Here is a 24,732-nt window from a genome sequence, read left to right as displayed (position 1 = left end):
GCGCCAACGATTCCGGCTCCCAGGAGAGCGAGACATCCTCCGGCCGGGGGGACAAGACATGACGGCGCCGATGAAGCCGATGCCAGATGACCTCCCCGAGGGCCGCAAGGAGTTCGTACAGGCCGTCAGGAAGGAGCTCGAAGGATCTAAGAAGAGCCTGCGGGCGATCGCTCGCGATGCACATGTCAGCCCTGGGCACATTTCTTTGATCGCGAGTGGGAAACGCAAGCCGTCAGAGGCCGCCCTGGACAGCATCCTTCGCGCGACCGGGCCCGCCAAAGACCGGCACAAGGGCAGCTGTGGCGGAAGGCCTTACCTGACGAAAAGCTGGAGGTCGCTGCTGGTGGCTGCGGCCTGGCTTGTCGCAGCCTTCTCCGGCCCGATCATGCTGCTCATTTCGGCGATGGACGACACCCGTACCCCCGCGCCGGGTCCAATGCCGCCACCGCCGACGAGGGCTCCCACCCCGCAGGAGTGGCCACCCGAGTCACCACACCCGGACCCCTCACCTGGACCAGTACCCGGCTTGATCTTCCGCTTGCATGAGCCAACACCGCTGTACGAAGACGTCGGCGATACAACGCCGAAGGCGTTTGTAGAGGAGGCGTACGTCGCGGTGGAATGCTCCGTAGAGGCACCAGACGGGGAGACCCGGTATCGGATCACCTTTGAGTGGGCTGAAGAACGCGCGAAGAACGCAAGCCCGTCTGACGTTCCCAAGAAGTGGTACGTGGATGGGTGGCGGGTGACTCTGTACGACCCGGAAACTGAGGTTGCCTCCTGCGAGTGATCCAACGCGAGCCGACGCACAGCCTTACGCCCGCCCTCGAGCTTCAGGGCGGGCGTTCGCACGTCTCCCCCGCAGCGACATCGCCCAGGCCTGCCACGCGCCAGCCGGAACGCCCCGGCCATCCCGCGCGGAAAGATCATCGCTGAGCTGAGCTTCGGCTTCTGGCGCTTCCTGCTGGCCCGCCAGTACAAGACCAGCCTGTGGCCCGACCTCGCGGGCGCCTTCCCCCACGCCCCCAACCGTGCCCTGCCCACAGTGGAAGACCCGGTCAAGCGGCTGCACAAGTTCCGCAACCGCATCGCCCACCACGAGGGCATCTGGCACCTGCCCACGACGACGAGACGATGATTCATGGCGTGACTTCCGCTGTGACTACGGGATGCTTCGGCGCCACCTCGTACAATTCGGTCGCCGCGCATCGGCGTCAGGCCGCGGACCTGGCTACGGCAACCGCCCAGGCGATGTACAGGACGTTTGTCATCAGCCGAGCCACCGCACCGAACGGCCGCTCCAGCAGCCAGGGCCGGTCCGGGCGCGCGCGGCGCAGCGCGTCCACGTGGGACACCAGGTAACAGGTGATCAGGACGGCGGCGGCCCAGCCCCCGGCCGGCCTGCCGCACGGAACCAGCACCAGCGCACCCACCACGACTTCCGCCACCCCACTGACGGCAACGAGGAGCCGCTCCCGGCGGAGGCATGCGGGTACGAGCGTGCGGAAGTAGCCGGGGGCCAGAAAATGCGCGGCCCCCGTGACGATCAGGAAGATCGCCAACGAAACGGAAGCGATAGCGTGCATGGCACGATGATCGATTCACCTCGTGCCTGGGCACTTGAACGAAACGATCGCCGCATTGTCTTCGCCTCCGGCCCCGAGGCGACGACGTTCGCCGAGTCCCGCCCGCTCCGCGTCGCCCAGCACCGGCTGCCCGCGTGGAAGGCCGTGCTGCCGATCGGCGGCCACGCCGAACTCCTCCAGCCGGGACGGCCCATGGTGGCGGCGCCCGGGCTGATCGTTCCGCCCCAGCTGTCCCACACCTGTGCGGCGACCTCTCCCTACATCGCCCTGTTCATCGACTCCTGGCTACTGCCCTCCCGCCCGGGGCCGATACCGCTCGGTTCAGGCAGGTCCGCCGCTTGCTCGACGCGCTCGGCACCACCGATTCCGACGGCCCCGGCACCTGCACGGATCTGGCCGCCGGATACACCGAACTGCGAACACTCGCCGGGCGCCCCTCCCTACTCGATCCGAGAGTCGCCCACGCCGTCCACCTGTGTACGTTGCACGATCCGGACTTGCCCATCACCTCCATCGCCATCGAGGTCGGGCTGTCGGCCCCGCGGCTGCGCGCCCTGGTCCGCCAGGACGTGGGTATTGCGCTTGCGCGCTTGCGCCGATGGGGCCGGCTCCGCACCGCGATCGCTCACTTGCCGGACTCGACTGCCGCCCTGGCCGCAGCCACCGCAGGCTTCGCCGACCAAGCCCACCTCACCCGTACTGCACGAGACTTCATCGGGCGTACGCCTGCCTCTCTATGACGGGCTGAGATGCAAGGTGCGTACTTGACGGCCCGTCATGCCCCCGCACCTTGAGAGATCCGGCTGCGGCAGCGTCGCCAGTTCTCAGCATCAGGCTTGCACAGTCCCACCTCTGGCTACCGGAAACACCTGCTGTCATTCTTCGGTCGCAAGGCTGTATCGGCGTTCAGGCGGAGCCAGTTCAGCCCGCAGAGCGATCCTCGGTGGCACCCACGGATGGGATCTTCATCAGTGAACGGGCCAGCCACTTGGTCCACCGAAGTCGAGGACCGCATATGCAGCCGCTCCTGCGCGTCGAAGAACGCACTGCCGCCTGCTTCGGGCGACTCCGCGCCGCATGGCGGGTGGCCCACGAGCCCGTTGCCGGAGTGTCTCGGCGGCTGCGACTCGTGGCCTACGCCGTGCCGTTAACCGTCCTGCCCTCGAGTATCTGGCGGCTCCCTGCCGCGTTCGACGGCGGGATCGGGCTGGGTGAGCGGGCGTACATTGTCTTCCTTTCGATAATGTCCGAGGTCTTCGCGTTCACCGCGATCGGCCTGATCGCCCGCTGGGGCGAGGTGTTCCCGCGCTGGGTCCCGTTCTTACGCGGCCGCAGGGTCCCTAGGAAGGCGGCGGTCATCCCCGCCGCCGCCGGGGCCACGATTCTCACTCTCCTGTTCACTGTCCTGTTCATTGCCTCCGAGATCAGGGGCACCACGATCCGAGGTGACGACCTGCCGGCCGGCTCCCCGAGCCAGGCCACCGGCTGGGAGGCTGCCTGGTTCTATGTCTGCTACGTGCCGCTGATCCTTTGGGGGCCGCTGCTGGCCGTGCTGACCGTCGCCTACTGGAAGCGCCGTCGCGCAGCCGAGAGGATGCCCGCGGCGGCGTGAGTTCGGGGGCGCTCGCCTCAGTGATCAGGCGTCGCACAGGCGCTCACCCCCCTTTGCTCAGCTCGCATCCACAGGTTTCCCCCATTCAGCGGTCAGCAGATCCAGTTCGGTGAACGCCGGGTGCGTTTTTAAGGTCCCTCCCCAGAAGATGCTCGATCACGGCAGTGGCGTGTCCGCCGGTGGAGAGCGCGTTCACGCCACTTCGCCAGCTGGGGTCTGTTGCTGAAGCGGCACAACGTCCGGTGCTGGAGCAGTGCGCCGCTCGGCTCGGGCCCTGCGTAGGACGGCGGCCTCGGTCGCCGCGGCCTGGAGGCGGCGCTGGACGCGGGCCTGCTCGATCGGGGCCGGCGCATCGGCCGGGACGACGTCGGGTTCGGGGAACGCCCCGCGGCTCAGCTTCCGCATCGCGGCGGTCTGCCGCTGCACCACCTGTGTGATACCCCGGTCCACCCGGGACGGCCGCGCGGCGGCACGGTGCGCTTCGACGGCGAGACGGTAGCCCTCCGGTGGGGCCGGTCGCTGAACCGGCACAACGGGTACGGCCTGCTGCGGGACCGGGTCGGCGGCCGCCGTGGCCGGGACACCGACGTCCTCGACCAGGCCCTGCAGCAACGGGGTCCAACGCTGATAGCGCACCGTCAGCCCTGGCACCTGCTCGGCGAAGGTCGCCTTCGGACAGCTTGGGTTCTCGCAGTACAGACGGCGTACGGGCAAGTCGATGCTCAGAGGCCGGCCTGCGAGGGGGACGTCAGCGAGGCGCCGTACGTAACGACTGTGGCACCACAAGCTGAGCCGGCCACATCCCGTACATCCTGCCGGAACACCGGATCTCGTGCGAGCGCGGACCGTCACGGCAGTATCGGAGACCTCGGCCGACACAACCACCACGTCGGCCAACTGCGGTATCCACTCTGCGAGTTCAACAAGGCACAGGCACAGGCTGCCCACTACGCGGACCGGCCGACCGTGTCACCGAGATGATCTCCGCCTACAAGCATCTTGCCAGAGCCACGTTCACGTGTACGCCGACACACCTTCGGATACGCCCTCACCGCCCTGGCCGCATTCGATCAGCGACTGCTCATCCAGATCATCCGCCACCGCCCAGGCCGGTGATTTCCAGACCGTCAATGGCTCCCCGGTATCGGCGTACAGCTGCATGCGGGTACGCCGACACGGTGAGGGCGGGCCGCGCCCGCCCTCACACAGTCTTCGAACGATCGCTAGGACTCCGGACCCACGTACTGGGTTTGTCTTCCGAGCCGGAGCCTCAGCTGTTGGCCAGGGTGCGGTCGAGGAGGGGGAGCAGTCGGTCCCAGTGGCGCTGCAGCGCGGCGGGGTTGAAGGCTTCGGTGTCGGACATGGTGAAGCCGTGGACGGTGCCGGGGTAGATCTCGGAGGTGTAGCCGACCCCCGCGGCGTCCAGGGCCTGGTTGAGCTCACCGAGGGCCTCGGGCGTCATGTCGCCTTCGGCGTGGCCGAGGTGGACCTGGGCGGTGAGCTTGAAGAAGAGGTCAGGTCCGTCGACGCCCACGGGGCCGTGGAATGCGGCGAGGGCGGCCACTTGGCCGGGGTGGGCCGCAGCGGTGCGCAGCGCCAGGAGGCCGCCTATGCAGTAGCCGGTCACCGCGACCGATCCGGCGCCGACCTCGGGCTGGGTGGCGAGGAAGCTGAGGTAGGCGTCGGCGTCGCTCAGGACACGTTCGGCGGTGTGCGCCTCGATCAAAGGCATCAGCTGGGCGAAGACCGCAGGCCGGACCTCTTCTCCGATGTGCTCGGGAAGTTCGACTACCGGTGCCGGGCCGTGCCGGTAGAAGATGTTGGGGACGAGCACGTAATACCCGTGCCCGGCCAGTTCGCGGGCCATCTCCCGCAGCACGGGCCGGATGCCGAAGCCGTCCGGGTACATCAGCACGCCCGGGTGCCGCTCGCCGTTGTCGGGGAAGGCGGCGAAAGCGTCGGCCTGGCCGTCCGCGGTGGGGATGTGCAACATCTTGGTGGGCACGAGTTCTCCTGTCGTGGGTTGACGTGTCGAGCTGTGATCAACACGACAGGAGGCGGAGCCCGCGCAGCAGCGCCGGATCCTCGATCCAACAGCGGGCCGGCTCCGGCCCGTACGGCGCTCAAAGGAGCGCCGGGTCACCAATCCGTGTGTGGCGCAATGCCGTCCCGGTAGTCATCGCCGCACAACGTAGCCCACCGGACAGCATCGATGCCAGCCCTTCCGCCGCCCAGCGCACCCTGTGGATCGCCCTGCTCTCCGCACTGGCCCGGCGGCGACTTCCTCGTCGCGACCTGGGGGCGCTGGCGTGCCAGGCGGTGTCCGGCCGGATCGAGCTCGCCGTCGTGGCGACGGCCATCATCGCCGTGCGGACCACGCTCGCCGCGCTCTCCCAGGTGGTTATCAACGCCGCCGCGGTCTTCCATACCAGCCTGTACCTGAGCGACATGCACCCCTTCCTCGACGACGCAGCCGCCCGCGCACCCAAGCGCGGCTCCCGCACGCACGCCGCGCCGACCGAGGAGATCCGGCTCGAGGAAGTCGTCTACCAGTACCCGGGCAGGGACAAGCCCGCCGTGGACGGTGTCTCGCTCGCTCTGCGGCGCGGCCAGATCCTCGCGATCGTCGGCGCGAACGGATCGGGGAAGTCCACGCTCACCCGGCTGCTGATCGGGATCTACCTGCCCGACAAGGGCCGGGTCACGTGGAACGGCACCGACCTCGCCGAGGTGGACCCCGCCACGGTGTGGGCGAACACCGGGCTCGTGCCGCAAATCTTCGCCCAGTGGCCGCTGCGGGTCCGCGAGAGCGTCACCCTCGGCCAGCCCCGCACCCACAACGACGCCCCCGTGTGGGAGGCCGTCGACGCGGTCGGCCTGCGCGAGGCCGTCGAGGACCTACCCGCTGGTCTGGACACCCTGCTGGCTCGCGACGTCTTCGGCGGGCAGTGGCAGCGCGTGGCCTGTTCGAGGGCCCTGTACCGGCGTCCGGGGCTGCTGATCCTGGACGAACCGACTTCTCAGATGGATCCGCGCGGTGAGCACCAGATCTTCGAGCAGATCAAGGCCATCGCCGCGGACCGCATCACGATCATGGTCACGCACCGCTTGGAGAACACCAAGATCGCTGACCACATCGTCGTGATGGAGCACGGCCGGATCACCGAGCAGGGCTGGTACGACGGCCTCGTCCACGCCGGCGGAACCTTCGCCGAACTGCTGGAACTCTCCCAGGACCGCTGATCCGCTTCGCCCCGCCATCTAGGATCCGCGAGTCGATGCGCAATGTCGGCTGAGGATGCGCAATGAATGCGCAAATCCAAGGCTCGATGCGCATTCGTTGCAGTCCATAGCTGTCGTTGTCGGTCTCTTGCGATCGGAGAGGGACATGCCGCTACGATCTCCAACTCCCTGGCAATGGAGGAGAGTCATGAGTGACAGCCCTGTCCACACGGTAGAAGTCCCTCTGGGGGAGGGTAGCGACGAGTCCGTGCGTGTCCAGATCCGGGAGGTGGACGAGACGCTGGTCCGCGTGGGGCGCGGAGGGCGCCCCATAGCGCGCGCCGAACGGTCGTTCGGGCAGATGCTGGACACTGTACGTCCGGTGGCGGAGAGCTTCGTGGGGCGGTTCAGCGGGTTGTCGAACGCGCCGGACGAGATCACGCTGGAGTTCGGGGTTTCACTGTCGGCCGAGGCGGACGTGGTCATTGCCAGCACGGCGACAGCAGCCAATTTCTCCGTGAGCCTGACCTGGAACAGGAGTGACGCGAGAGACACCAATGGGGATACTTCGCAGGGGAGTTGACCCAGTCAGGCGCGACAACGGGGCACGGGGGTCGCAGTGACGGAAATTCAGGAACGCGACACGGGGGAAGCGGAGCTGTCGCTGGTCGCGGCCGTCGTCCGTGTCAAGGGGCCGGACGGCGCGATCGGCGGCGCGGGCTTCCTCATCGCAGCGGACCTGGTGCTCACCTGCGCCCATGTGGTGTCGGACGCACTGGACCGGCCCCGGGAGGACATGGTTGAGGCCGGTACCGAGGTCACGGTCGACGTGCCGCTGGCCGGGAACACCGACGGCGTCGACGGGGGCGACCACCGTGCCGAGGTCCAGCACTGGATACCGATCAGGCCCGATCAGACCGGAGACATCGCCGTGCTGCGGTTGCGGAACCGGATCCCCGGAGCCTGTCCGCTCCCCATGGCCGACCCGCAGGGCGGCGTATGGGACCACGATGCGCGTGCCGTGGGCTTCACCGATGACAACCCGGATGGGATCTGGCAGAGCGGCAGGTTCCGGGGGCCCACGCGCCCGGGCTGGATCCAGCTCTCGCGGGCCGACGGTGAAGCCGTTTACGTCAAGGGGGGTTTCAGCGGCAGCCCTGTCTGGGACAACGAACTGGGTGCTGCCGTTGGGATGATGGTGGCGGCACAGTCGGTCCGCGAGGCCCAGCAGGCATTCGTCCTGCGGACGAGAACTCTGCTGAAGGAAGTGCCCGGACTTGCCCCGTACGTGAGCCCGGTTACGCCCTTCCGTGGTCTGTCCGCCTTTCAGGAGGACGACGCGGATGTCTTCTTCGGCCGGGACGACGACATCGAGCGAGTCGTCACCGTCCTGCGGGGCGATCAGCCCATCGTGACGGTGTACGGGCCGTCGGGCTGCGGCAAGTCATCGCTCGCGCTAGCCGGTGTGGTGCCGAGGATGCGGCAGGACGGCTACCGGATTCTGCAGGTGAACGCGACACGTTCTTCTTCCCTGCGGGCCGCGCTCGCCACCGAGCTGTTCGAGATCGCAAGATCGGGGGAGTATGGGCGGCCCCCGCGCGCGCAGAACGCCGACCAAGTAGACCACTGGTTGAGTGAGCTAGGGCTTGCGGACGCCTTCCATCGGGTCACAGGGCGGCCAGCGGCACGGCTGTTGGTCGTACTCGACCAGGCCGAGGCACTGTTGAACCGTCCGCAGCCGGAGCTCGCCGAGACCGTCGAACTGCTGTTCCCGAAGTGGCAACCAGCCGCCCTGCGGGTTCTCGTCACCCTGCGCGCCGACTTCATGGACGCCGCACTGAGTCACTCGCAGCTGGGTCCCGCGCTGAAGCGCGGGGTGACACTTCCGCTCACTCCCATGGCCCGGGACCAGCTGCACGCGGTGATCACCGAACCGCTCAAGCGCATTCCGGCGGTCGAGTACGACCCCGGGCTTGACCGCCGCATCCTGGACGATGCGGGCGGCGAGCCGGGAATTCTGCCGCTTCTGGGGTTCGTTCTGGCGCAGTTGTGGCAGCGACGGGCCGCCGGACGGTTGCAGGCCGCGACGTACGAGCACATCGACGGAGTGTCCGGCGCACTGCGGCGCCATGCCGAGGAGGCGTGGCGGAAGTGCGTCCCGCCTGAGGGTGAGGCCGAAGCGGCACGGCTGCTGACGGGGCTGGTGCGGGTGCTGCCGGGCGGCGAGGCTCCGCTGCGGCGCTCCCTGACACGCGAAGAGGCGGGAGAAGGACGCTGGCGCCTGGCGCAAGCGCTGGCCGAGCAGCGCCTGCTGGTCCTGTACGGAGGCGACGGCCGGCCGGAGAGCGCGGAGCTGGCCCACGAGGCATTGATCGCGGTATGGCCGGCCCTGGCAGAGCGGGTCCGGGCCGATGCTGATTTCCTGACGGGGCGGGCGGAGGTACAGCACGATCTGGAGCGGTGGCAAAAGGCGGACGGCTCGGCCGATCTACTGCCCGGCACTCTTCAGCTCGCGGCCGTGGAAGCGAGGCTGCACGGACGCGAGACGGATCTGACCGAGGACCAGCGGGAATTCCTTGCGCTGGCCCGTCGGCGTCGGCGGGCACGGCAGGTTCGGGCGCGTGCCGGGTGGGTCGCGGTGGCCCTGACCCTTGTGCTGATCGCCGGGCTGGGCACGTTCCTCGTGCAGGAATCCCAGGTAAGCGCACACCGGGAGGCCGAGGGGCGGTCCCGGACGCTTGCGGTGCAGTCGGACGAGTTGACGGACAGCAACCCCGGGCAGGCTGCCCTGGCGGCGCTCGCGGCGTACGAGGTCGCTCCGACACAGGAGGCCCGCAGTGCGCTGATGCGCCGGTACGAGGAACTCAAGGACGCCGCATGGGTGCTGACGGGAGCCGAGGGACCGATCCGTGCGGCCGCCATGAGCGCGGACGGCAGAGTGACGCTGGTGACGACCAAGCTCGGCCGCGCAACCCTTTTCGTCCGCACGGCCAAGGGCAGGGTCAGACAGGAGCAACTCCGCCTCGCCAGCAACGTTCTGTCCCCCGTGGTCAGCCGGGATGGGCGGCGGATCGCCTACCTGCGCGATGTGGACGGGGTGGTGGTCTGGCACGACGTGACCCCATCAGAGAAACGGCTGGTAGGGCCGCCACACCCGCTCAGCGGTGCGCTCAAGAACATCTCGCTCGGCGCGCAATGGTTCAACGTCAAGATCATGGACTTCTCCCCGGACGGGCGTCAACTGGTCGGCGTGCCGGCGTCGTCGGCGAAGCGGCCGGTGCAGGTGTGGGACCTGGAGACGCGACAGCCTCGGGAGCTTCCGGAACAGGTCTCCGGGCTTGTGAACGTGTGGTTCGGCCCGGACGGGAACACACTTGTGGCCCAGCGCAGCCCCGGGTCGGATCTGAAGCAGTCAGTAGTGGCCGTCGATATCAGTGCCGGGACGATGCGTGAACTGGCGAAGGGCCTCGAATTCGATGGCACCGGAGTGTCGGGGAACGGCAGCGTGGTGATCGTCTGCCGGAAAGAGAAGCCCGACCCCAACTCGGTCGGACAGGCACATTACCAGGCCGTACGCGTGGCGGACGGAGAGGTGCTGGGCCAATACCGGCGCGGGGACAACACTTCATGCACTGATGTGGCCGTTGACGAGGAAGGCGACCGCGTCGCGGTGCTCTCCACGACGGGCGAGTGGGACCTGGTCCGCACTCGAGACGGCGGCAGGACTCAGCGGTTCTTCGGGCCCGACAGCCCGCAGGGCGTCAAGAATTTTCCTCTTCTCGGGACTTCGCGCGAGCCTGTCGTGGTCACCTGGAACGAGGAGGCGGTGACTGGATGGGCGCTGGCAAAGTTGGAGGACGTCAGCACCCACAGCCCTCCGACGCTGCTCGGCGACGGAAGCAGGATGGTGGTCCGTGTGGGCAAGGACAGCGACAGCCTGCGCGTCGTGGAAACAGAAGGGGAGGAGAGAACCCTTGCCGAAGTGGACAGCGATGCCGAAACGCCTCCGGACGCGAACCAGGTACTCCAGGTCAACAACGCCGAGACGCTGGTGGCGGATCTCTCGGACCTGAACCGGATCACGGTTCGCGCACTGCCCTCGTTGCGCCGGGTGACCGAGTTCACCGTGGCACAACCTCCCGTCGGCAAGGACGGGAAGCCGGAACTGGTTGCCTTCCGCTTCCTCGATGGCGATCGGTTCCGGACGATCTCCGGCACACTCGTCGAGCACTGGGATGCCCGCGAGGGCCGCCGAGTGGCGCCGCCGATCGACCTGCGTGACCTACAGCTCACCACGAAAGACCGACCGGACTACTTCGTGGGCAACCACCCCGAGCCGGGGTACGCGGGGGTCGCCGTGCACGGCGAACCGGACGTGCACGCTGTCGATCTGCGAACAGGCAAGGAGAACAAAGGACTTCGCCTACGCCTCGGCGACGACCTCCACGCGGCCGTGTTCCTGGAGGACTCGCGCTACGCGACCGTGAAGAGCACGGGCGGCCTGATCGAGCTGTGGTCGGCGCAACCTGGGCAGCCTCCGAAGAGAGTGGTGGGTCCGCTCGGGCCGCTGGCCGCGGGTGGCACCGGGGGCTCCGGGTTCTTCATGGCCAACGACAGTTCCGTAAGCTTTCTGAAGGCGGACCACCCCGAGTACCGGGAGACGTACGAATTCGGGGAGAAGCAGGGCTTCCTGGCGGCCACCAAGGACGGCAGAGCGCTTCTACGCTCACCCGTCTCTGGAGGCCGCCTCGATTTGTTCCGCCTCGACCCCGCCCTCTGGAAGCGGCACCTGTGCTCCGTCCTCGGTCGTGATCTCACCGACGACGAACGCGGCGGACTTCCCAACGGCCTGCCGACTCAGATCTGCCCTTCCTGATGCCAGGTGTCACGGATCGCCCAGCCTGACACCCCAGCCAGGAACCGGCCATACGTGCCCGGACAGCCTCGCCCTCAACCCGCATCGCCGAGAAGGACGTTCCATACACGGTCGCCGCTGGAGCGCGGGCCCACCGCACCGCTTGTCAGTGCGCGGCCCATCTCACCTGGGTAACTTTCGGTGTCGCCTACCGGTCCAGGATTGCGCACCACTGCCCAACAACGGCATTGCGCATCGAGCCCGGATTTCAGCGTTCCCGCAGGACCCAGTGCACACGAAGCCGTGGAACCTGCACGTCACGTCCCCTATCACTGGCAGCCAAGCGGCCCCTGACCACCGGCTCAACAAGAGCCCAAGCCGGTTCCGCGTGACACCACCCGTCCCCTGCCCCCCACTTCCGTGAAGGACCCCGATCATGGCTCTTGACCTCCGTACGGCGACGAGCCGTCGGCGCGCCGGCATGGTCGAACGGCTCACGACCGACGACGTCCTGACCGACGCGTTGCTGCGCGACGCGCTGCTTCGCCTGCCGCGCGAGGTACTGCTCCCGCACGCGTACGTCCGGGTCAGCGGCCCGGGCGCGGATCCGATCCACTGGCGCCTTCTCGACGGCTCCCATCCCGACGACCGTCAGGAGTGGCTCGACCTGATCCACAGTGACGAGTCGATTCTGCTCCAGCGCGACGGCGAACCCCTCGACGCTCTCCCCCGCGGGCCGGTGACCGGCGGCCACATGACGTCCATGTCCACCTACACCCCCGCCACGGTCGAAGCCCTTCAGGCTATGGAACTCGGCCCCGGCCAGAGCTATCTGGAGTTCGGGCCCGGCCCCGGCGTCTCCCTCGCGCTCGCCGCCACCATCACCGGCACCGGCCTCGCCACCGGTGTGGAGCGGGACGGACACATGGCGGCCTTCGCCCAGCGGAACCTGGACCGGCTCGGTGTCGGCGCGGCCGTTGTCGAGGGCGACGCGCTCGAAGGGCACGAGGCGCGGGCGCCGTACGACCGGATCCACTCCGGCATCGGTGTGCCGTGTGTTCCGGCGCCGTGGGTGGAGCAGCTCGCGCCGCGCGGTTTGCTGCTCACTACGCTCGCGACCCGCACGCCGAGCTGGCCCGGACACCTGCGCGCCACCCGCACCCCGGCGGGCACGATCGAGGCGGTGCTGCGGGGCAGGCCGCGCGGGTACCGGCCCTTACGCGGCTTCCAGTGGCTCAGCGCTCTGAACCACCGCGCCCGCATCAAGGCCGCTCCCGGCACACCGCGGTCCACGCGGCTCACGCCGCCTCCGGATGAGGCGTACGGCTTCTGGCTCGCCGCCGCGTACCTGGTCCCCGGTACGGTGCGGGACTTCCAGGCCGGGACGATGACCATCGTCGCGCCCGAGGACGACTCGTGGGCCGTGGCCGGCCCGGGCGACGGCACTGTCCAGGTCCACGGGCCGCGCGATGTGTGGGCCGAGCTCGAGGACGTGCATGACCACTGGGAGCGGGCCGGCAGGCCCGAGCAGTACCGGGTCGACCTCCACGACAGCACCGGGGACCAGCACGTCACCTCCGGCCTTGGGCCCAAGGCGCTGAACTGGACGCTGCCCCCGCTCGCCACCGTCCCCCGGCAAGCGCCATGACAGCGCCCCCGCATCGCGTCACCCGGCACGCCCCAATCCCCATGGAGCTACTCGTGACCCAGCAGGACCCTCTCCAGCCCCGACTCAACGGCCCGGCCTTGCCGGCGGGCCGGCCCGAGGACTTCCTCCGTCACCGCGCCGGCGACGGGTGTCCCCTGTGCGCGAATGACTACACCGCGGACGACATCGGCTGTGGTGTCATGCTCCGCCGCGGCGAGGTGGACAACACCTACCTGTGGCGAAGCGGGGCAATCTGGACGGGCGTCCATCACCTCGACGGGCGCGTTGCTGCGCCGGGCCGTATCGACGGGCTCGTGACGAAAGACAGCAGGGTAGTAGCCCCTCCCCCGCGAGGCTAACGACCGCCCCTGGAACGGCGATTCCGGTCATCGTTTCGCCGAACATTGATGCCTCGGGGCGCGGAAACGGCCGCCGCCCCGGAAGTAGGGGCCATGGGTCGTGGGCCAGTCCCGTCGGACTGGTCGCTCGGACGCGGTCCCTAGGGCCTGTCTGATGGGTCGTGGTGCCGGTGATGAGCCCGAGCTCAGTGCAGGTCTATCTGGAAGGCGTGACGGTGATCGGCGGGGCAGGTGAAGATGCGCAAGTCTCCCCACCGGCCGACGACGACCCCTGTCTCGTCTCGCTGGCCACGGTGAACAGGAGTGTCATTGCCGTGCCACAGTCACCGCAGGCAAAGACTGTCGGGTGCGTTAGGTGCCATGTTGGCCAGCCGCCGAGTTCCCAGCCGGCGAGGCGAGTGATGGCGTCACCGCCGCCACCGGTCTGGCGGACCAGGTCCTCAAGCCGCAGGAGGAGTTCTGCCGGCAGCTCCTCACGGAAGGGGAAGTCGGTGACGCGCTCCGCGGTGATGCCGCAGGCTTGCGGCAGATAGCCGTCCTCCTCGTACCGCGAGGGCGGCGGCGGGGTCGTCAACTCGTTGATCACATCAGCGACCTGACGCCATCGCACCTCAAGCACAGGGCTGATGTCGGCTTGCTGGACTGGAGGATCCCAGTGTTCGTTGGGACACCAAAGGATTTGCAAGAGGTCGGTCCCGGCGGGCCACCAGGGACCTGGCGCGTCGCGACAGAAGATCTGTGCGACTGGCACCATAGCCGTGGCAGGCGCGCCATCTGGGCTGTTCACGTCGGGCAAGGAGCACTCGGGCCATGGTTCGTCACTCGGCCACAGCAGTGGTCCGCCGATAGAGCTGGTCCTGCAGTCCGGCTCTGCCCGCTCGGGATGGAAGATGACCGCGTCGCGCGCGTGGGGAGCGAGTTCGGGAAGCACAGCGAGTATCGCTTCAACCAGCGGCCTGGGGGTGTGGGTCATCATGCCTTCCGGACAGCTGGTCGTAGATCGCTCGCAGCGTACAGGTCAGCTGTGACAGTTGCTCCGACTCGCGGATCACTAACGGAGCCACACCGGATCGCGGCAGCCGTGACAGTGCCGTGAAAGACGTACGCCCGCTTCTCGTATCTCGTCGCTACAGCCCGGAAGCCTTTGAGTACCAGGATGGTTCGCTCCACTTCATTCCGGCGGGCATATCGTCCGCGGTCGAAGCCGGGAGGCCGGCCGCCAGCACTTCCGCGACGCCGACGGTTGGCTTGCTGAGTCCTCGGTTCGGGGATGGTGTGCTTGATCTGGCGCCTGCGCAGGTAACGCCTGTTCCTGCGGGATGAGTACGCCCTGTCTCCGCCAAGATGGTCGGGCCGGGTGCGCGGGCGGCCGCCGCTGAGGCGGGGTACGCGAATGCGGTCCAAGACCGGGATCATCTGGGGCGCGTCACCCCACTGGCCCGGCGTGATCAGCAGTGCCAGCGGCCGGCATCTCCCCTCCCCAATCAGGTGGATCTTGGTTGTCAGGCCACCACGGGAGTGGCCAGGGCCTCATCCTCCCGATGCTGGGCAGACCGGGAGCGCTTGCCGCTGATCCGGGGCGGTCGGTTGTGGGCCCCGGCCGCGTGCTGGTGAACCCGGCACACGGTTGAGTCCACGCTCACCATGGACCAATCGATGCACCCCTCAGCGTCGGCGTCAGCCTGAACGGCACGCAAGACCGTGTCCCACGTACCGTCCGCGGACCAGCGTCCATGCCTGTCGTAGATCGTCTTCCAGCTCCCGAAGCGCGCGGGCAAGTCACGCCCTGGCACGCCGGTCCGAAGCCTGAAAAGAATCCCGTTGATGACGATCCGGTGATCCTTCCACCGGCCGCCTCTGCCAACGGCCTTCGGCAGATGCCCTTCCAGACGAGACCACTCGCGGTCTGACAGATCGCCCCTCCCCACGCCGAACAGAACGATGGAGCGGAAGCTTCGGTCACCGACCCATCAGACAGGCTCTAGGCAGTCTCGTTCGGATCACCGTGCGGACGAGATGAAGATGCCTGCGCCGTGCAGTCCGGCCCGGTAGACGGTCGCGGTCCTCTTGTACTTCAAGGATGGCTCGGGCCAGTACAACTCCCCGGGTGGCGACGGGCTGTCTGTGCTTTCTGCCGGCAGGCTGTGGGAGACCTGGGTGGCCTGTGTCACCCGCCATGCGGATCGGGCACTTCCCGGACTCGATCCCTGCGTGCCGGAGCATGCATGCGCTCGCGCTGCCCTTGGAGCTGCATCCCGCCTGGCGGGACAACTGGTATCCCTGGTGCTGCGCCGTGGATCTTCTGCGGCGCAGCGCTGAGGACCAGTGTGGCCAGGGGCCCGATGGAACTCGTCGGGGGCGAGGGGCGAAGGAGAGTTGAAAGCCCAAACCTTCGAAGCGTTCTTCAGGACGAGAGGAGCCCCGATGACCGTCGACCCAGGCGTCCGCACAGGGGTGGACAGTGATGCCTCGGTAGTTGCGCGGTCCCGGAATGAGCCCGAGGCGTTCGCCGTGCTCTTCGACCGGCACGCCGATGCGGTACACCGTTACCTGGCCCGTAGGCTCGGCGGCGAGCCAGCCGACGACCTCATGGCGGAGACCTTCACCATTGCTTTCCAGCAGCGGCACCGGTACGACCCCGCGCGGGCCACGGGCGACAGCGCCCGGCCCTGGCTGTTCGGCATAGCGACCAACCTGGTCGGCGGGCACCGGCGGGCCGAGGCCCGCCGGTTCAAGGCCCTGGCCCGCATCCCGGCTCCCGCCGACCACGAGGAGCCGCTGGCCGACCGGGCTGCGGCCCGGGTGGGGGCACAGGCCGTACGCCGCGAGCTGGCGGCGGCACTGGCCAAACTGCCCGCGCGGCACCGGGATGTGCTGCTGCTGGTGGCCTGGGGCGGTCTCGGCTACGAGGAGGTGGCCCAGGCCCTCGGTGTCCCCATCGGCACGGTCAGATCACGGCTGCACCGGGCTCGCGGCAAGCTACGCGAAGCGTTGGGCGGATCCGATCCCACGACACTGCGAGAGGTATCCGGCCATGAGTGACGAACTCGAACTCCTGCGGGACTGGGACGCCGACGCGTCCCCGCTGTCCGAACCGGCCCGGGCACAGGCCCGGCACCGACTGCTCAACTCGATCACACGCACGGAGCACCACCCCGGCACCGGACCCAGCCGCCGCCGCGCGCTGCGCCTTGTGACGGCCGGGGTGGTCGCCATGGCGATCACGGGGACGGCGGTGCTGATCACCACCGAGAACGGAGGCCCGGACCGCGCGCGCACGGTGGCCCCGCAGATGCGCAACGCCGCCGCTGCGAAGGTGCTGAACGGGGCGGCGGCGTACGCGGGCAAACAGGAGACGCCCATAGCGCCGCGCGGCGACCAGTTCATCTACTCCAAGCGGATCATCAAGGAGACGGACCGCAAGACCGGCAAGGTCAAGACTCTTGTGGACGTGAACTGGGATTCGGTGGACGGCTCCAAGCGCTCCCTGACCATGGAGCGCGGCAACGTAATCTGGGAGGAGCCCGACGGCAGCTTCGCATGGCCTCCCCGGGAGTGGCACAAGCTCAAGAAGCTCCCGACCGATCCGCAGAAGCTCATTCCGGCCATCATCTCCGCCCGCGGCACGACCGACCAGTCGATCCACGACCTCTCCGGTGACGACTGGTGGCACGCCTACTTCCTGCTCGGCGAGCTCCTGAAGCACCCGGTGCTGCCCCCAGGGATGCGTCCCGCCGCGTACGAAGCACTGGCCCTGGTGCCCGGGGTGAAGACGATGCCGGGCGTCAAGGACTCTGCCGGGCGCACCGGAGTGGGGATCACTTACACCGGACAAGGGTCCCAGAAGGGCAGCTACCTCATCTTCGATACGAAATCCCATGAATTCCTAGGGTTCCGCAGTGAGGGGTCTACGGCTTCCGGCAGGACATACATCCAGCTGTCGCACACGGTGGAGTGGGCGATCGTCGACCGTTTGAAGCAGCGCCCCTAGGACGTGTCCCTTTGGTCGGGTGACCAGTTGATCGGATGCGTCTGTCCGCTTATTGATCACCGATGCGATGTGGGACCGGATCGCGCCGCTGATGCCGGCCGATCCGGTCCGCGGGCGGCGGTGGGCCGATCACCGCCGCACCCTTTGAGGCCATCGCGTGGAAGTACCGCACCTGCTCGCCCTGGCGGGACCTGCCGGATGAGCTGGGGCCCTTTCAGACCGCTCACAAGCGACTGATCAGGTGGGCTGTCGACGGCACCTGGGAACGGATCCTGGCTGCGTTTTTGACAGCAGCCGACGACGCTGACGACATCGGCTGGACCGTCTCGGTGGACTCCACCGTCTGCCGTGCCCACCAGCACGCCGCCGGTGCCAGGAACAGGGGGCGCCGGGTCTGGCCAAACCTGACGACCATGCGCTGGGACGGTCTCGTGGCGGGCTGAGTACGAAAGTTCACCGCGCCAGCGACAGCCGTGCACGGCCTCTGGCGCGCCGCTAGGCCGTGACTTCGAATGATCTTGAGTGATGGATCTTGGTCAGGTGATACGTCGCCATGAACTGTCCGATGCGGAGTGGGAGTTCGTTCGGCTGCTGCTCCCCGAGTCGTCGCGGGGCAGGAAGCGATTGGACGACCGCACGGCGCTCAATGGGATGGTGTGGAAGTTCCCGACCGGGTGGCCTGACACAACGTGCGGACACGGTACGGCCCTTGGGCCGCGTTGCACCCGGTTCCGGCGGTGGGCCCTGGAGGTCACGTTCGAGCGGATGCTCCAGACCGCCCAGGTCAAAGCGGACGCGGCCGGGGATATCGACTGTTTGTATCGGTCGATTCCACCGTGGTCCGAGCCCACCACCATGCTGCGGGGGCCCGGAAAGGAGGGCTCCGCGGCTCCAGGCTCGGACGCTCCCGATGCGGACTGACCACCAAGATCCATCTTGCCTGCGACGCCCTGGGACGTCCGTTCGCCTTCACCGTCACAGGCGGCAACACCAACGACTGCACCCAGTTCACCGCGGTGATGGACGCGATACGGCTGCCCCGGGCCGGGGCGGCCCCGGGCCCGGCCCGACCACGCCATCGGAGACAAGGGCCACAGCTCCAAAGCGATCCGCACCTGGCTCAGGCGGCGGGGTGTCCGCCCCACGCCCCCGGAACGGTCCGACCAGATCCGCAACCGGCTCCGGCGCGGCCACCGCGGCGGGCGCCCGCCAGCCTTCGACAAGCAGCTCTACCAGCGGCGCAACGTGGTCGAACGCTGCTTCAACCGCTTGAAACATTGGCGAGGCGTCACCACAGGCCGGCAGCGTCCGCGCTGTCGATGTCGGCGACCGCGAGGGCGGACGGCTCACTGTGCGGATTTCGCACCAGCTGGTACACGTGGTCGCTGAGCCGGCGCAGGAGAGGGGCAGGGAATGGCCGCTCCTGCCCGGCCAGCACCCCAAAGACGGGCCGGATAGGCATTGCGTTCGTCGAACCGCTGGTGGTCCTCGGCCGTCAGACCAGGCTTTCGAGCTGGTCGGTTTTCCCCGTGAATGTAGTCGTCGTTTCATTTGGTGAGGCGGCGGTGGCCGATGAGGGTCCCTGTACTGTCTCAGGCTCGGGGCGGGAATGGGGCGCCGGGTCGATGCGACATGACTGACAGGGAGTTGCGTGCAGTGATTGGCATAGAGGATGTCGAGGCGGCGGCGCGGCTGATCGCTGGGCATGTGGTGCGCACGCCGACGGTGGCCAGCCCCGGACTGTCCGCGTTGCTCGGCGTGCCGGTCACCACGAAGCTCGAACTGCTGCAGCGCACTGGTTCGTTCAAAGCGCGAGGGGCGACGGCGAAGCTGCTGACGCTCGGCGAGGCCGACCGTGCGGCGGGGGTGGTGGCGGTGAGCGGGGGAAACCACGCGATCGCCGTGGCGGTCATGGCTGAGTCCTTGGGGGTGAAGGCCACCGTCGTCATGCCGAAGTCGGCGCCCGCGCACGCGGTGGAGATCGCGGAGTCTGCCGGGGCGAAGGTGCACCTGACCGACACGATGGACGGCGCGTTCGCCCTCGTGTCCCGGTTGCAGGCGGACGGGCTGAGCCTGGTGCACCCTTTCGACGACCCGGTCGTCGTCGCGGGACAGGGCACGGTCGGCCTGGAGTTCGCCGAGGACGTGGCCGCGGCGGGCGGCGGTCCACTCACGGACGTACTGGTGAGCGTCGGCGGCGGCGGGCTCATCGCGGGTGTCGCGACAGCCCTGCACGCGCGGCTGCCCGGCGTACGGGTGTGGGGTGTGGAGACCGAGGGCGCGGAGGCCATGTCCCAGGCACTGGCCGCAGGAGGTCCACGGCAGGTCGCATTGTCGTCGATCGTGACCACGCTGAGCGCGCCGAGCGTTGCGCAGATCACGTACGACCAGGTGTCTGCCCTGGTCACCGACGTGCTCGTGGTGCCGGACGCTGATGCCGTTCAGGGCACGCTCGACCTGGCGCATCACGGGAAGGTGTGGGCCGAGCCGGCCGCCGGCTGCCTCCTGCCGGCCGCGCGGCAGGTAAGGCAACGGGTGGGCGACGGTGCACGGCTGGGCCTGGTGCTGTGCGGCGGAAATGCCACCACGCAGGACGTCTTTCGCTGGGCGGAGCGTTTCGGCCTGCGGTGAGCGCGTATCTCCTCAGCCTGACCGCGCGGTGCGCTTGAGGCTCGGCGGCGTTGTCACGTTGTCGGGAATGGGGTGGGATGATCTTCGGGTTGGCCGTTTCGGGGAGGGGCGTCGTCATTTCGGATGTGTCGCCGTCGTACAAGAATCACCGCTGTTCGGTGGAGATCGTCTTGCACTGCGTGTGGCTGTACTTCCGCTTCCCGCTCCGCTTGCGTGCGGTGGAGGAGTTGATGCTCGCGCGCGGCGTCATCTCGCCCTACGAGCATCTGGTGGTGTGAAGTTTCTCCGTGCCCTTGGGCACTCGATGTCTCTTCAGCAGTAAGTCGCGATCCAACCTGTCACCTCGCGGGTCAACGAACCCACCCCTGCAAGATCGAATGAGTCGGGACACTCCGGGTACCGCACTGCCGACGACGTCGCTGCCCGCGCGGCCGCGACGATCGCTCGCGGAGTAGATGGGGCCGATGGGATCCCGCCGGGTGGAGCTGCTGTATGCAGCGTCTGCCGCGAACCGTGCTCCCGACGGGGGCACCACCCGCAACTGGCCCGAGACGGGCCCTCCGCACCCTGTGGTCCTGTTCAGATCTCGGCGATGCACGGGCTCCGATGCGGCTGCTGGGGCGGGGGGAGTTCGCTCTCCGGCGGCAGTCAGGGACGACAGCCCCTGACCTTCCCAGTGGAGGGGGCAACAGCTCGACGCACCGGAGGCATCGACCTGGCCTGGCCGATCGCGACCAGCGCGCGGTCCAAGACCTCCTGGACCTGGCCGAGGGCCGAGATCGTGGTCACCAGGCCTTGGGCCCGGTAGTGGTCAACGACCGGCGCCGTCTCGCTGCGATAGACCTCCAGTCGCTTACGAACGGTTGTCGCGCGGTCGTCATCGCGCTGGTACAGCTCACCGCCGCAGACGTCGCAGGCTCCTGCCACTTCAGGTGGACTGTGCTCGACGTGGAAGATGTGTTCGCGGCCCTGACGGCACAGCCGTCTTCCAGCGATCCGCCTGACCACCTGGGCCTCGGGAATCTCCAGGTCCAGCACGGCATCCAGCCTCGGCTTCGAGTCGGCCAGGATGCCGTCCAGCGCCTCCGCCTGGGCAAGATTGCGGGGAAAGCCGTCCAGCAGGAATCCGCGCTCGGCGTCCGGACGCGCAAGGCGCTCTCTGATCACTTCGATTGTGACCTCGTCCGGTGCCAGAAGACCGGCGCGCATGTGCGTGAGGGCGTTCTGCCCGAGCTCGGTGCCCTGGTCGATGTGCTCGCGGAACAGGTCACCGGTGGAGACGTGCTGGATCGACAGATGCGCGGCAAGGCGCACTGCCTGCGTGCCCTTGCCGGCTCCGGGCGGCCCGATCAGGAGGATGCGCATCGATGAGGTGCCCCTTCGTCATGCGTAGCCATCAAACCGTCCCTGAGACACACGATCGCCGCGCACCGATGTCATAGCCCATCCGGTAAGCCACCCTCTGGCGGTGGGGATAACCACACCATGGGACGTCGCCGAATTGAGGTTGATGCTTCGCGCCGAGACCCTTGCAGCGGGCGTGACGTACGCCGAGCTCGCCCTGGACCTCACCCTCGCCTTCCACCACGCCGTCCGCAACGACCAGTCGATCCGCGTCCACTGCGCTTCGGTCAACGGCACACCCGGGTCAGACGATCGGAAGGGAGCGACTATGCGCCGGCAACGTCACCAGCCTGGCCGGTCGATGTCCACCAGTCGATCACGCGGACTGCCATCGCGTCTGGCCGCAGACCCAGGGGGTCGAGACCGAAGTGATCCTCTAGTTCGTGCTGCAGGAACTTACCGACCTCGGTCCGGTCGGCACCGGAATGGAGCCGCAGCAGCAGAGGAGCGAGCATGCAGTCGTACTCGTCCTGCACATCGTCAGTGACGCCGATCGGGTCCCATTCATTGAGCAGATGCCGGAGGTCGTCCGCGGCAGAGATGTTCGAGGGGCGCATCGCCCAAGACTGCCACCCACGAACGACCGTCATCACCCACCCCCTGATCCGAACAAGACCCCCAGGTCATCGGCGAGCGGAGACAGGGCGATGATGCCAGCCCAGGTGCTGTGCCGCTCGTAGCTGAAGCTCACAACGGTGGCAGGGTCAGGGCGCAGCATCAGGGAGGCCGTGACGTTCACGGCCGTCAGGGAAGACCACAATGGCCGGACCTACGTACCGAGGGCGCCCGTCGCCGGGACGGAATCAGGTCTGGTCGGTATGCCGCGAAGGTAGGGAGGCGACGTCGCGCTCCCGTCATCCGTGGATCAAGAAGGTCACCGCATACGTTCTTTGATGCGCTGGCCGTCGGGATCGTTGCGCGATGAGGCGGTCAGGCGCGGCACAGGGTTAGAACGGGGCCTCGCCGCTGCCCAGAATGCGCATCACCCGCGGGCTGTTGGGGTTGGGGCCCAGTCGGAGAGGTCCGCCGGATGAACTCGCCAGACTGTCCGTTGACGAGCAGATGGCCGTCGGACACGAAGCGTGCTCGGCGGTCACGGCACCCTCGCCGACCGCCGTGACGACGCCGGTGAGCAGCGGGGTCACGGTCTGGGTGGCGCCGGTCGCGAGGTCCGTGGACTTGAGGGCGGTCACCACGCTCCCCATTACGGAGCCGCGATCGGTTACTGCGGCGGTGAGCCTCGCCGCGTCATCACCCCGGACGCGTCCACGTCGAGCAGCCGGGCGGGCTCGGCCGGCGGCAGCTGCCCGGCGGTTCTCAGTCCTGCCCGCGCCGCAGGCCAGGGCCTCAGGCGGCGAACGGGTCGGTGTGGCCGGGCAACTGCTGCCCCGGGCGCAGGAACCGCTGGCCGCCCTGTTCGTCGCGCACCGCGAGGAACCCGGCGTCCGTCAGCCGCCGTGCGATCTTCTCCCGGCGGATCGCGCCCACCTTGAACGCCACGGTGGACAGCAGCGCGACCGCCCCGCCGGAGGCGACCGCTTCGACCGGCGACCCGTCAATGAGCAGCAGGACGGTCAGGACCGCGCAGGCAAAGTAGACCAGCACCTTCTGGGTCCGGTCGGCGACGTACATGGCCATGACGTCGAAGGTGATGAGGTCCTTCAGCACGGCCACGGCACCGGCCGCTTCGGGGAGCGGCTTCAGCGCGCCCTGCTCCAGCCCCGGCACGCTCCCGCCGTTGCCCGCCTGCGGGTGGGCGGTGATGGTGGCCGCCTCGCGGACGCGCGCGTCGGGCTGCGGGTCCCGGTACATCCGGACCTGGACGAGCGAGTTCTTGAACCCGGTCCTGTACGCCGTACCGTACGTGTAGCCGTACTGCTCCGCCACGTGCGCCAGGGCGGCCGCCTTCGGCGTGGAGCCCTGGGGGGCGATCTCGACGATGTCCTGCTGACGGGCGATCTGCTGGAGCATCCCCGCTATGTGACGTTCTACGGACATCCTGTTCCTCGCCCCCTTGAGACCCCGCACCTGGGGCCGACCGGCGCACAGCCTAGTAGCGCTGGTTCATGTTCTTCACGACCGGGCCCTCGACGCCGGAAATCCGTGGCCGACCGCCAGACGGTGCGCCCGCAGCAGCGCCCAGCCGGCGCCGCCCAGCACGGCCGCAGCGAGTACGGGCTACCAGGACGGGCCACACCATCGACCAGTTCCCGGCGACCCACACCGCTGCGGCCAGCGCCACCTCCGCACCCCAGCCCTCCAGTTGCCCGCGGGTCTGCTTCTTCAAGCGCCGGCGCCGTTGATGTGCCGCCATCACTCCCCCGCTCCACCGCCTCGCCACGTGTTTGCCTCGGGCGAGCTCTCCCTTGAGCCGGTGGTGGCGTTCGGCGCAGCCAGGAGCTACGGGTATTACCTGTGGTCCCGGCGGCAGGCCGGCGCCCTGAACCGGTGCTCCCCAGTCCGGGGGTGTCTGGCCTGACGTTCCTGAACTCGGTCTCGTGGCGCACGCGAAGTACGAGGGGATTCAGGCCGTGTTCAACAGCGACGACGTCGAGTGTTGAACGACCGGCTGAAGACCATGTGGTCTTTCGTGCATCTGTCGCGGTGAGGCGATCTCCACAGGGCGGAATGGCTGGCGAAGCAGGTCGGCGCGCGAGTGCTCGGGTGCCCTGTGCCCGGGTGGTTACCGAAACGGACGCACAGAGCAGGGGACACGTCCCATGGCTGCCGGTCCGGATGCGACGATCTCCGCGTGGCTGGGGTGATCACGGCGTCCGAGCCGTCCTGGACAGGCCCGTTCACCGGGCTGAGCCCGCTCCAGTTCCGCAAGTTGGTGAGCGCCTTACGTCGCGAAGGGGCCGATGATGTCAGGCCAGGCCGCCCATGGTGCCTGCCGTTGGATGATCGCGTGCTGCTGGTCACGGCGTACTGGCGGACCAACTGGACGCTGCGCCAGCTCGCCTCACTGTTCGGCGTCTCGAAATCCGCCGCGGACCGCGTCATTGACCACCTTGGCCCGCTGCTCTCACTCCGGGGCGACCTCATGGTCGCGGGTAGGTACCAGAGTGCCGTCCACGATAAGGACGGTGTCCTTGCGAAACCGCTCACGGGGTAGCACGGCAAGGGTGACGGCCAGGAACAGGGGGACGACGACGCGCAGGCCGCCGCCGAAGCGGCCCTGCTTCACTTCTCCAGCCCGCGCGACGCCGCGACCATCGCGGCCTTCCTGCGCACCCGGGTCTACCGGCCCGGAGTCGCTGGTGTGGCTGGAGGGCTACCAAGCCCTCTGTCGGCGTACTCGAGAACGTGCTCAGTGAAGTACGGACGAACGTGCTCAGCGAGATGACAGGCTGTTCGCTCGGCTCGCGTGGAGTCGCGGAACGATGACCTTGTGGAGAGTCCTGGTCTGTCAGCGCGTCGACGC

Annotated in this window: 21 protein-coding genes and 8 pseudogenes; 16 read left to right on the top strand and 13 right to left on the bottom strand. The window is 68.3% G+C overall.

Annotation, left to right across the window (positions count from 1 at the left end):
- Positions 1-70: 70 nt before the first annotated feature.
- The gene (locus tag E2E34_RS02110; protein ID WP_167518181.1) at positions 71-790 is read left to right on the top strand and encodes a helix-turn-helix domain-containing protein; all 720 of its coding nucleotides are present in this window, start codon (positions 71-73) and stop codon (positions 788-790) included.
- Between the two features lie 424 nt (positions 791-1,214).
- Here E2E34_RS02110 and E2E34_RS02100 read toward each other — a convergent pair whose 3' ends face one another.
- Positions 1,215-1,586, bottom strand: a complete 372-nt coding sequence (locus E2E34_RS02100; protein WP_138900168.1) for a DoxX family protein — start codon at positions 1,584-1,586, stop codon at positions 1,215-1,217.
- A gap of 338 nt (positions 1,587-1,924) precedes the next feature.
- Here E2E34_RS02100 and E2E34_RS02095 point away from each other — a divergent pair, with 338 nt between their 5' ends.
- On the top strand, positions 1,925-2,326 hold the full coding sequence (locus E2E34_RS02095) for a helix-turn-helix domain-containing protein (protein ID WP_244315465.1): 402 nt from the start codon (positions 1,925-1,927) through the stop codon (positions 2,324-2,326).
- 275 nt (positions 2,327-2,601) lie between these two features.
- Positions 2,602-3,198: a hypothetical protein gene (locus E2E34_RS02090; protein ID WP_138900167.1), complete on the top strand. Its 597-nt coding sequence runs from the start codon at positions 2,602-2,604 to the stop codon at positions 3,196-3,198.
- Positions 3,199-3,390: 192 nt separating this feature from the next.
- On the opposite strand, the gene E2E34_RS02085 is transcribed toward E2E34_RS02090, so the two are convergent.
- The 4 genes and pseudogenes from E2E34_RS02085 to E2E34_RS02075 form a co-directional block, all read right to left on the bottom strand.
- On the bottom strand, positions 3,391-3,834 hold the full coding sequence (locus E2E34_RS02085) for a hypothetical protein (RefSeq protein ID WP_341870205.1): 444 nt from the start codon (positions 3,832-3,834) through the stop codon (positions 3,391-3,393).
- 60 nt (positions 3,835-3,894) lie between these two features.
- Positions 3,895-4,050 (bottom strand): annotated as a pseudogene (locus E2E34_RS36175) (hypothetical protein); the annotation flags it as partial.
- 162 nt (positions 4,051-4,212) lie between these two features.
- Positions 4,213-4,359 carry a hypothetical protein gene (locus E2E34_RS35230; protein ID WP_167518180.1) on the bottom strand — a complete coding sequence of 49 codons (147 nt, stop codon included), beginning with the start codon at positions 4,357-4,359 and terminating at the stop codon, positions 4,213-4,215.
- A gap of 109 nt (positions 4,360-4,468) precedes the next feature.
- Positions 4,469-5,203 carry a dienelactone hydrolase family protein gene (locus tag E2E34_RS02075; protein WP_138900166.1) on the bottom strand — a complete coding sequence of 245 codons (735 nt, stop codon included), beginning with the start codon at positions 5,201-5,203 and terminating at the stop codon, positions 4,469-4,471.
- A gap of 212 nt (positions 5,204-5,415) precedes the next feature.
- Here E2E34_RS02075 and E2E34_RS02070 point away from each other — a divergent pair.
- The 4 genes and pseudogenes from E2E34_RS02070 to E2E34_RS02055 all read left to right on the top strand — a co-directional run.
- Positions 5,416-6,441, top strand: a pseudogene (locus E2E34_RS02070) (ATP-binding cassette domain-containing protein); the annotation flags it as partial.
- A 187-nt stretch (positions 6,442-6,628) separates the two neighbouring features.
- On the top strand, positions 6,629-7,003 hold the full coding sequence (locus E2E34_RS02065) for a CU044_2847 family protein (RefSeq protein WP_138900165.1): 375 nt from the start codon (positions 6,629-6,631) through the stop codon (positions 7,001-7,003).
- A 36-nt stretch (positions 7,004-7,039) separates the two neighbouring features.
- Entirely contained in the window at positions 7,040-11,296 is a 4,257-nt protein-coding gene (locus E2E34_RS02060) for an nSTAND1 domain-containing NTPase (RefSeq protein ID WP_138900164.1), read from the top strand.
- A gap of 415 nt (positions 11,297-11,711) precedes the next feature.
- Positions 11,712-12,923, top strand: coding sequence for a protein-L-isoaspartate O-methyltransferase family protein (locus E2E34_RS02055; protein ID WP_244315464.1), 1,212 nt, complete (start codon positions 11,712-11,714; stop codon positions 12,921-12,923).
- Between the two features lie 555 nt (positions 12,924-13,478).
- Here E2E34_RS02055 and E2E34_RS02045 read toward each other — a convergent pair.
- Positions 13,479-14,255, bottom strand: a complete 777-nt coding sequence (locus E2E34_RS02045; protein WP_244315463.1) for a hypothetical protein — start codon at positions 14,253-14,255, stop codon at positions 13,479-13,481.
- Positions 14,255-15,210, bottom strand: a protein-coding gene (locus tag E2E34_RS02040; protein ID WP_425573442.1) for an IS5 family transposase whose coding sequence is annotated in 2 segments (ribosomal slippage) — positions 14,255-14,808 and positions 14,808-15,210 — 957 coding nt in all. Because the reading frame shifts where the segments join, the coding sequence is not laid out codon by codon here. Before E2E34_RS02040 ends, E2E34_RS02045 begins: the two co-directional genes overlap by 1 nt.
- Positions 15,211-15,706: 496 nt before the next feature.
- On the opposite strand from E2E34_RS02040, the gene E2E34_RS02035 reads away from it, so the two are divergent.
- From E2E34_RS02035 to E2E34_RS37200, 6 genes and pseudogenes are all read left to right on the top strand, one after another.
- Positions 15,707-16,324, top strand: coding sequence for an RNA polymerase sigma factor (locus E2E34_RS02035; RefSeq protein WP_138900163.1), 618 nt, complete (start codon positions 15,707-15,709; stop codon positions 16,322-16,324).
- Entirely contained in the window at positions 16,317-17,273 is a 957-nt protein-coding gene (locus E2E34_RS02030; RefSeq protein ID WP_138900162.1) for a CU044_5270 family protein, read from the top strand. The genes E2E34_RS02035 and E2E34_RS02030 overlap by 8 nt, the downstream gene beginning before the upstream one ends.
- A 67-nt stretch (positions 17,274-17,340) precedes the next feature.
- Positions 17,341-17,763 (top strand): annotated as a pseudogene (locus E2E34_RS02025) (IS5 family transposase); the annotation flags it as partial.
- Positions 17,764-17,798: 35 nt separating this feature from the next.
- Positions 17,799-18,194 (top strand): transposase, encoded by a 396-nt coding sequence (locus tag E2E34_RS37210; protein ID WP_138900161.1) that lies wholly within the window; start codon positions 17,799-17,801, stop codon positions 18,192-18,194.
- Positions 18,101-18,295, top strand: a pseudogene (locus E2E34_RS37205) (transposase); the annotation flags it as partial. The gene E2E34_RS37210 and the pseudogene E2E34_RS37205, both read left to right, overlap by 94 nt.
- A gap of 43 nt (positions 18,296-18,338) precedes the next feature.
- Positions 18,339-18,548 (top strand): annotated as a pseudogene (locus E2E34_RS37200) (transposase); the annotation flags it as partial.
- A gap of 13 nt (positions 18,549-18,561) precedes the next feature.
- On the opposite strand, the gene E2E34_RS36170 reads toward E2E34_RS37200, so the two are convergent.
- The gene (locus E2E34_RS36170) at positions 18,562-18,735 is read right to left on the bottom strand and encodes a hypothetical protein (protein ID WP_244315462.1); all 174 of its coding nucleotides are present in this window, start codon (positions 18,733-18,735) and stop codon (positions 18,562-18,564) included.
- 194 nt (positions 18,736-18,929) lie between these two features.
- On the opposite strand from E2E34_RS36170, the gene E2E34_RS02005 reads away from it, so the two are divergent.
- Together E2E34_RS02005 and E2E34_RS02000 are read left to right on the top strand one after the other, a co-directional pair.
- Positions 18,930-19,904, top strand: a complete 975-nt coding sequence (locus E2E34_RS02005) for a threonine/serine dehydratase family protein (RefSeq protein ID WP_138900160.1) — start codon at positions 18,930-18,932, stop codon at positions 19,902-19,904.
- Between the two features lie 116 nt (positions 19,905-20,020).
- Positions 20,021-20,167: pseudogene (locus tag E2E34_RS02000) on the top strand (IS6 family transposase); the annotation flags it as partial.
- A 385-nt stretch (positions 20,168-20,552) separates the two neighbouring features.
- Here the strand turns inward: E2E34_RS02000 and E2E34_RS01995 are convergent.
- The 4 genes from E2E34_RS01995 to E2E34_RS01980 form a co-directional block, all read right to left on the bottom strand.
- Positions 20,553-21,269, bottom strand: a complete 717-nt coding sequence (locus tag E2E34_RS01995) for an adenylate kinase (protein WP_138900159.1) — start codon at positions 21,267-21,269, stop codon at positions 20,553-20,555.
- Between the two features lie 305 nt (positions 21,270-21,574).
- On the bottom strand, positions 21,575-21,865 hold the full coding sequence (locus E2E34_RS01990; RefSeq protein WP_138900158.1) for a hypothetical protein: 291 nt from the start codon (positions 21,863-21,865) through the stop codon (positions 21,575-21,577).
- A 390-nt stretch (positions 21,866-22,255) separates the two neighbouring features.
- Positions 22,256-22,504, bottom strand: a complete 249-nt coding sequence (locus E2E34_RS01985) for a hypothetical protein (protein WP_138900157.1) — start codon at positions 22,502-22,504, stop codon at positions 22,256-22,258.
- A gap of 151 nt (positions 22,505-22,655) precedes the next feature.
- Positions 22,656-23,306, bottom strand: a complete 651-nt coding sequence (locus E2E34_RS01980; protein WP_138900156.1) for a hypothetical protein — start codon at positions 23,304-23,306, stop codon at positions 22,656-22,658.
- Positions 23,307-24,060: 754 nt separating this feature from the next.
- Here E2E34_RS01980 and E2E34_RS01970 point away from each other — a divergent pair.
- Positions 24,061-24,342 (top strand): annotated as a pseudogene (locus tag E2E34_RS01970) (helix-turn-helix domain-containing protein); the annotation flags it as partial.
- On the opposite strand, the pseudogene E2E34_RS01965 reads toward E2E34_RS01970, so the two are convergent.
- Positions 24,343-24,444 (bottom strand): annotated as a pseudogene (locus tag E2E34_RS01965) (IS5/IS1182 family transposase); the annotation flags it as partial. It lies immediately after the preceding pseudogene.
- Positions 24,445-24,732: the final 288 nt, after the last annotated feature.

The sequence above is a fragment of the Streptomyces albidochromogenes genome, assembly GCF_005981925.1.
GTDB lineage: Bacteria > Actinomycetota > Actinomycetes > Streptomycetales > Streptomycetaceae > Streptomyces > Streptomyces albidochromogenes.
The sequence above is the reverse complement of the archived record's forward strand: the minus strand, read 5'-3'. Positions and strand labels throughout refer to the sequence as shown.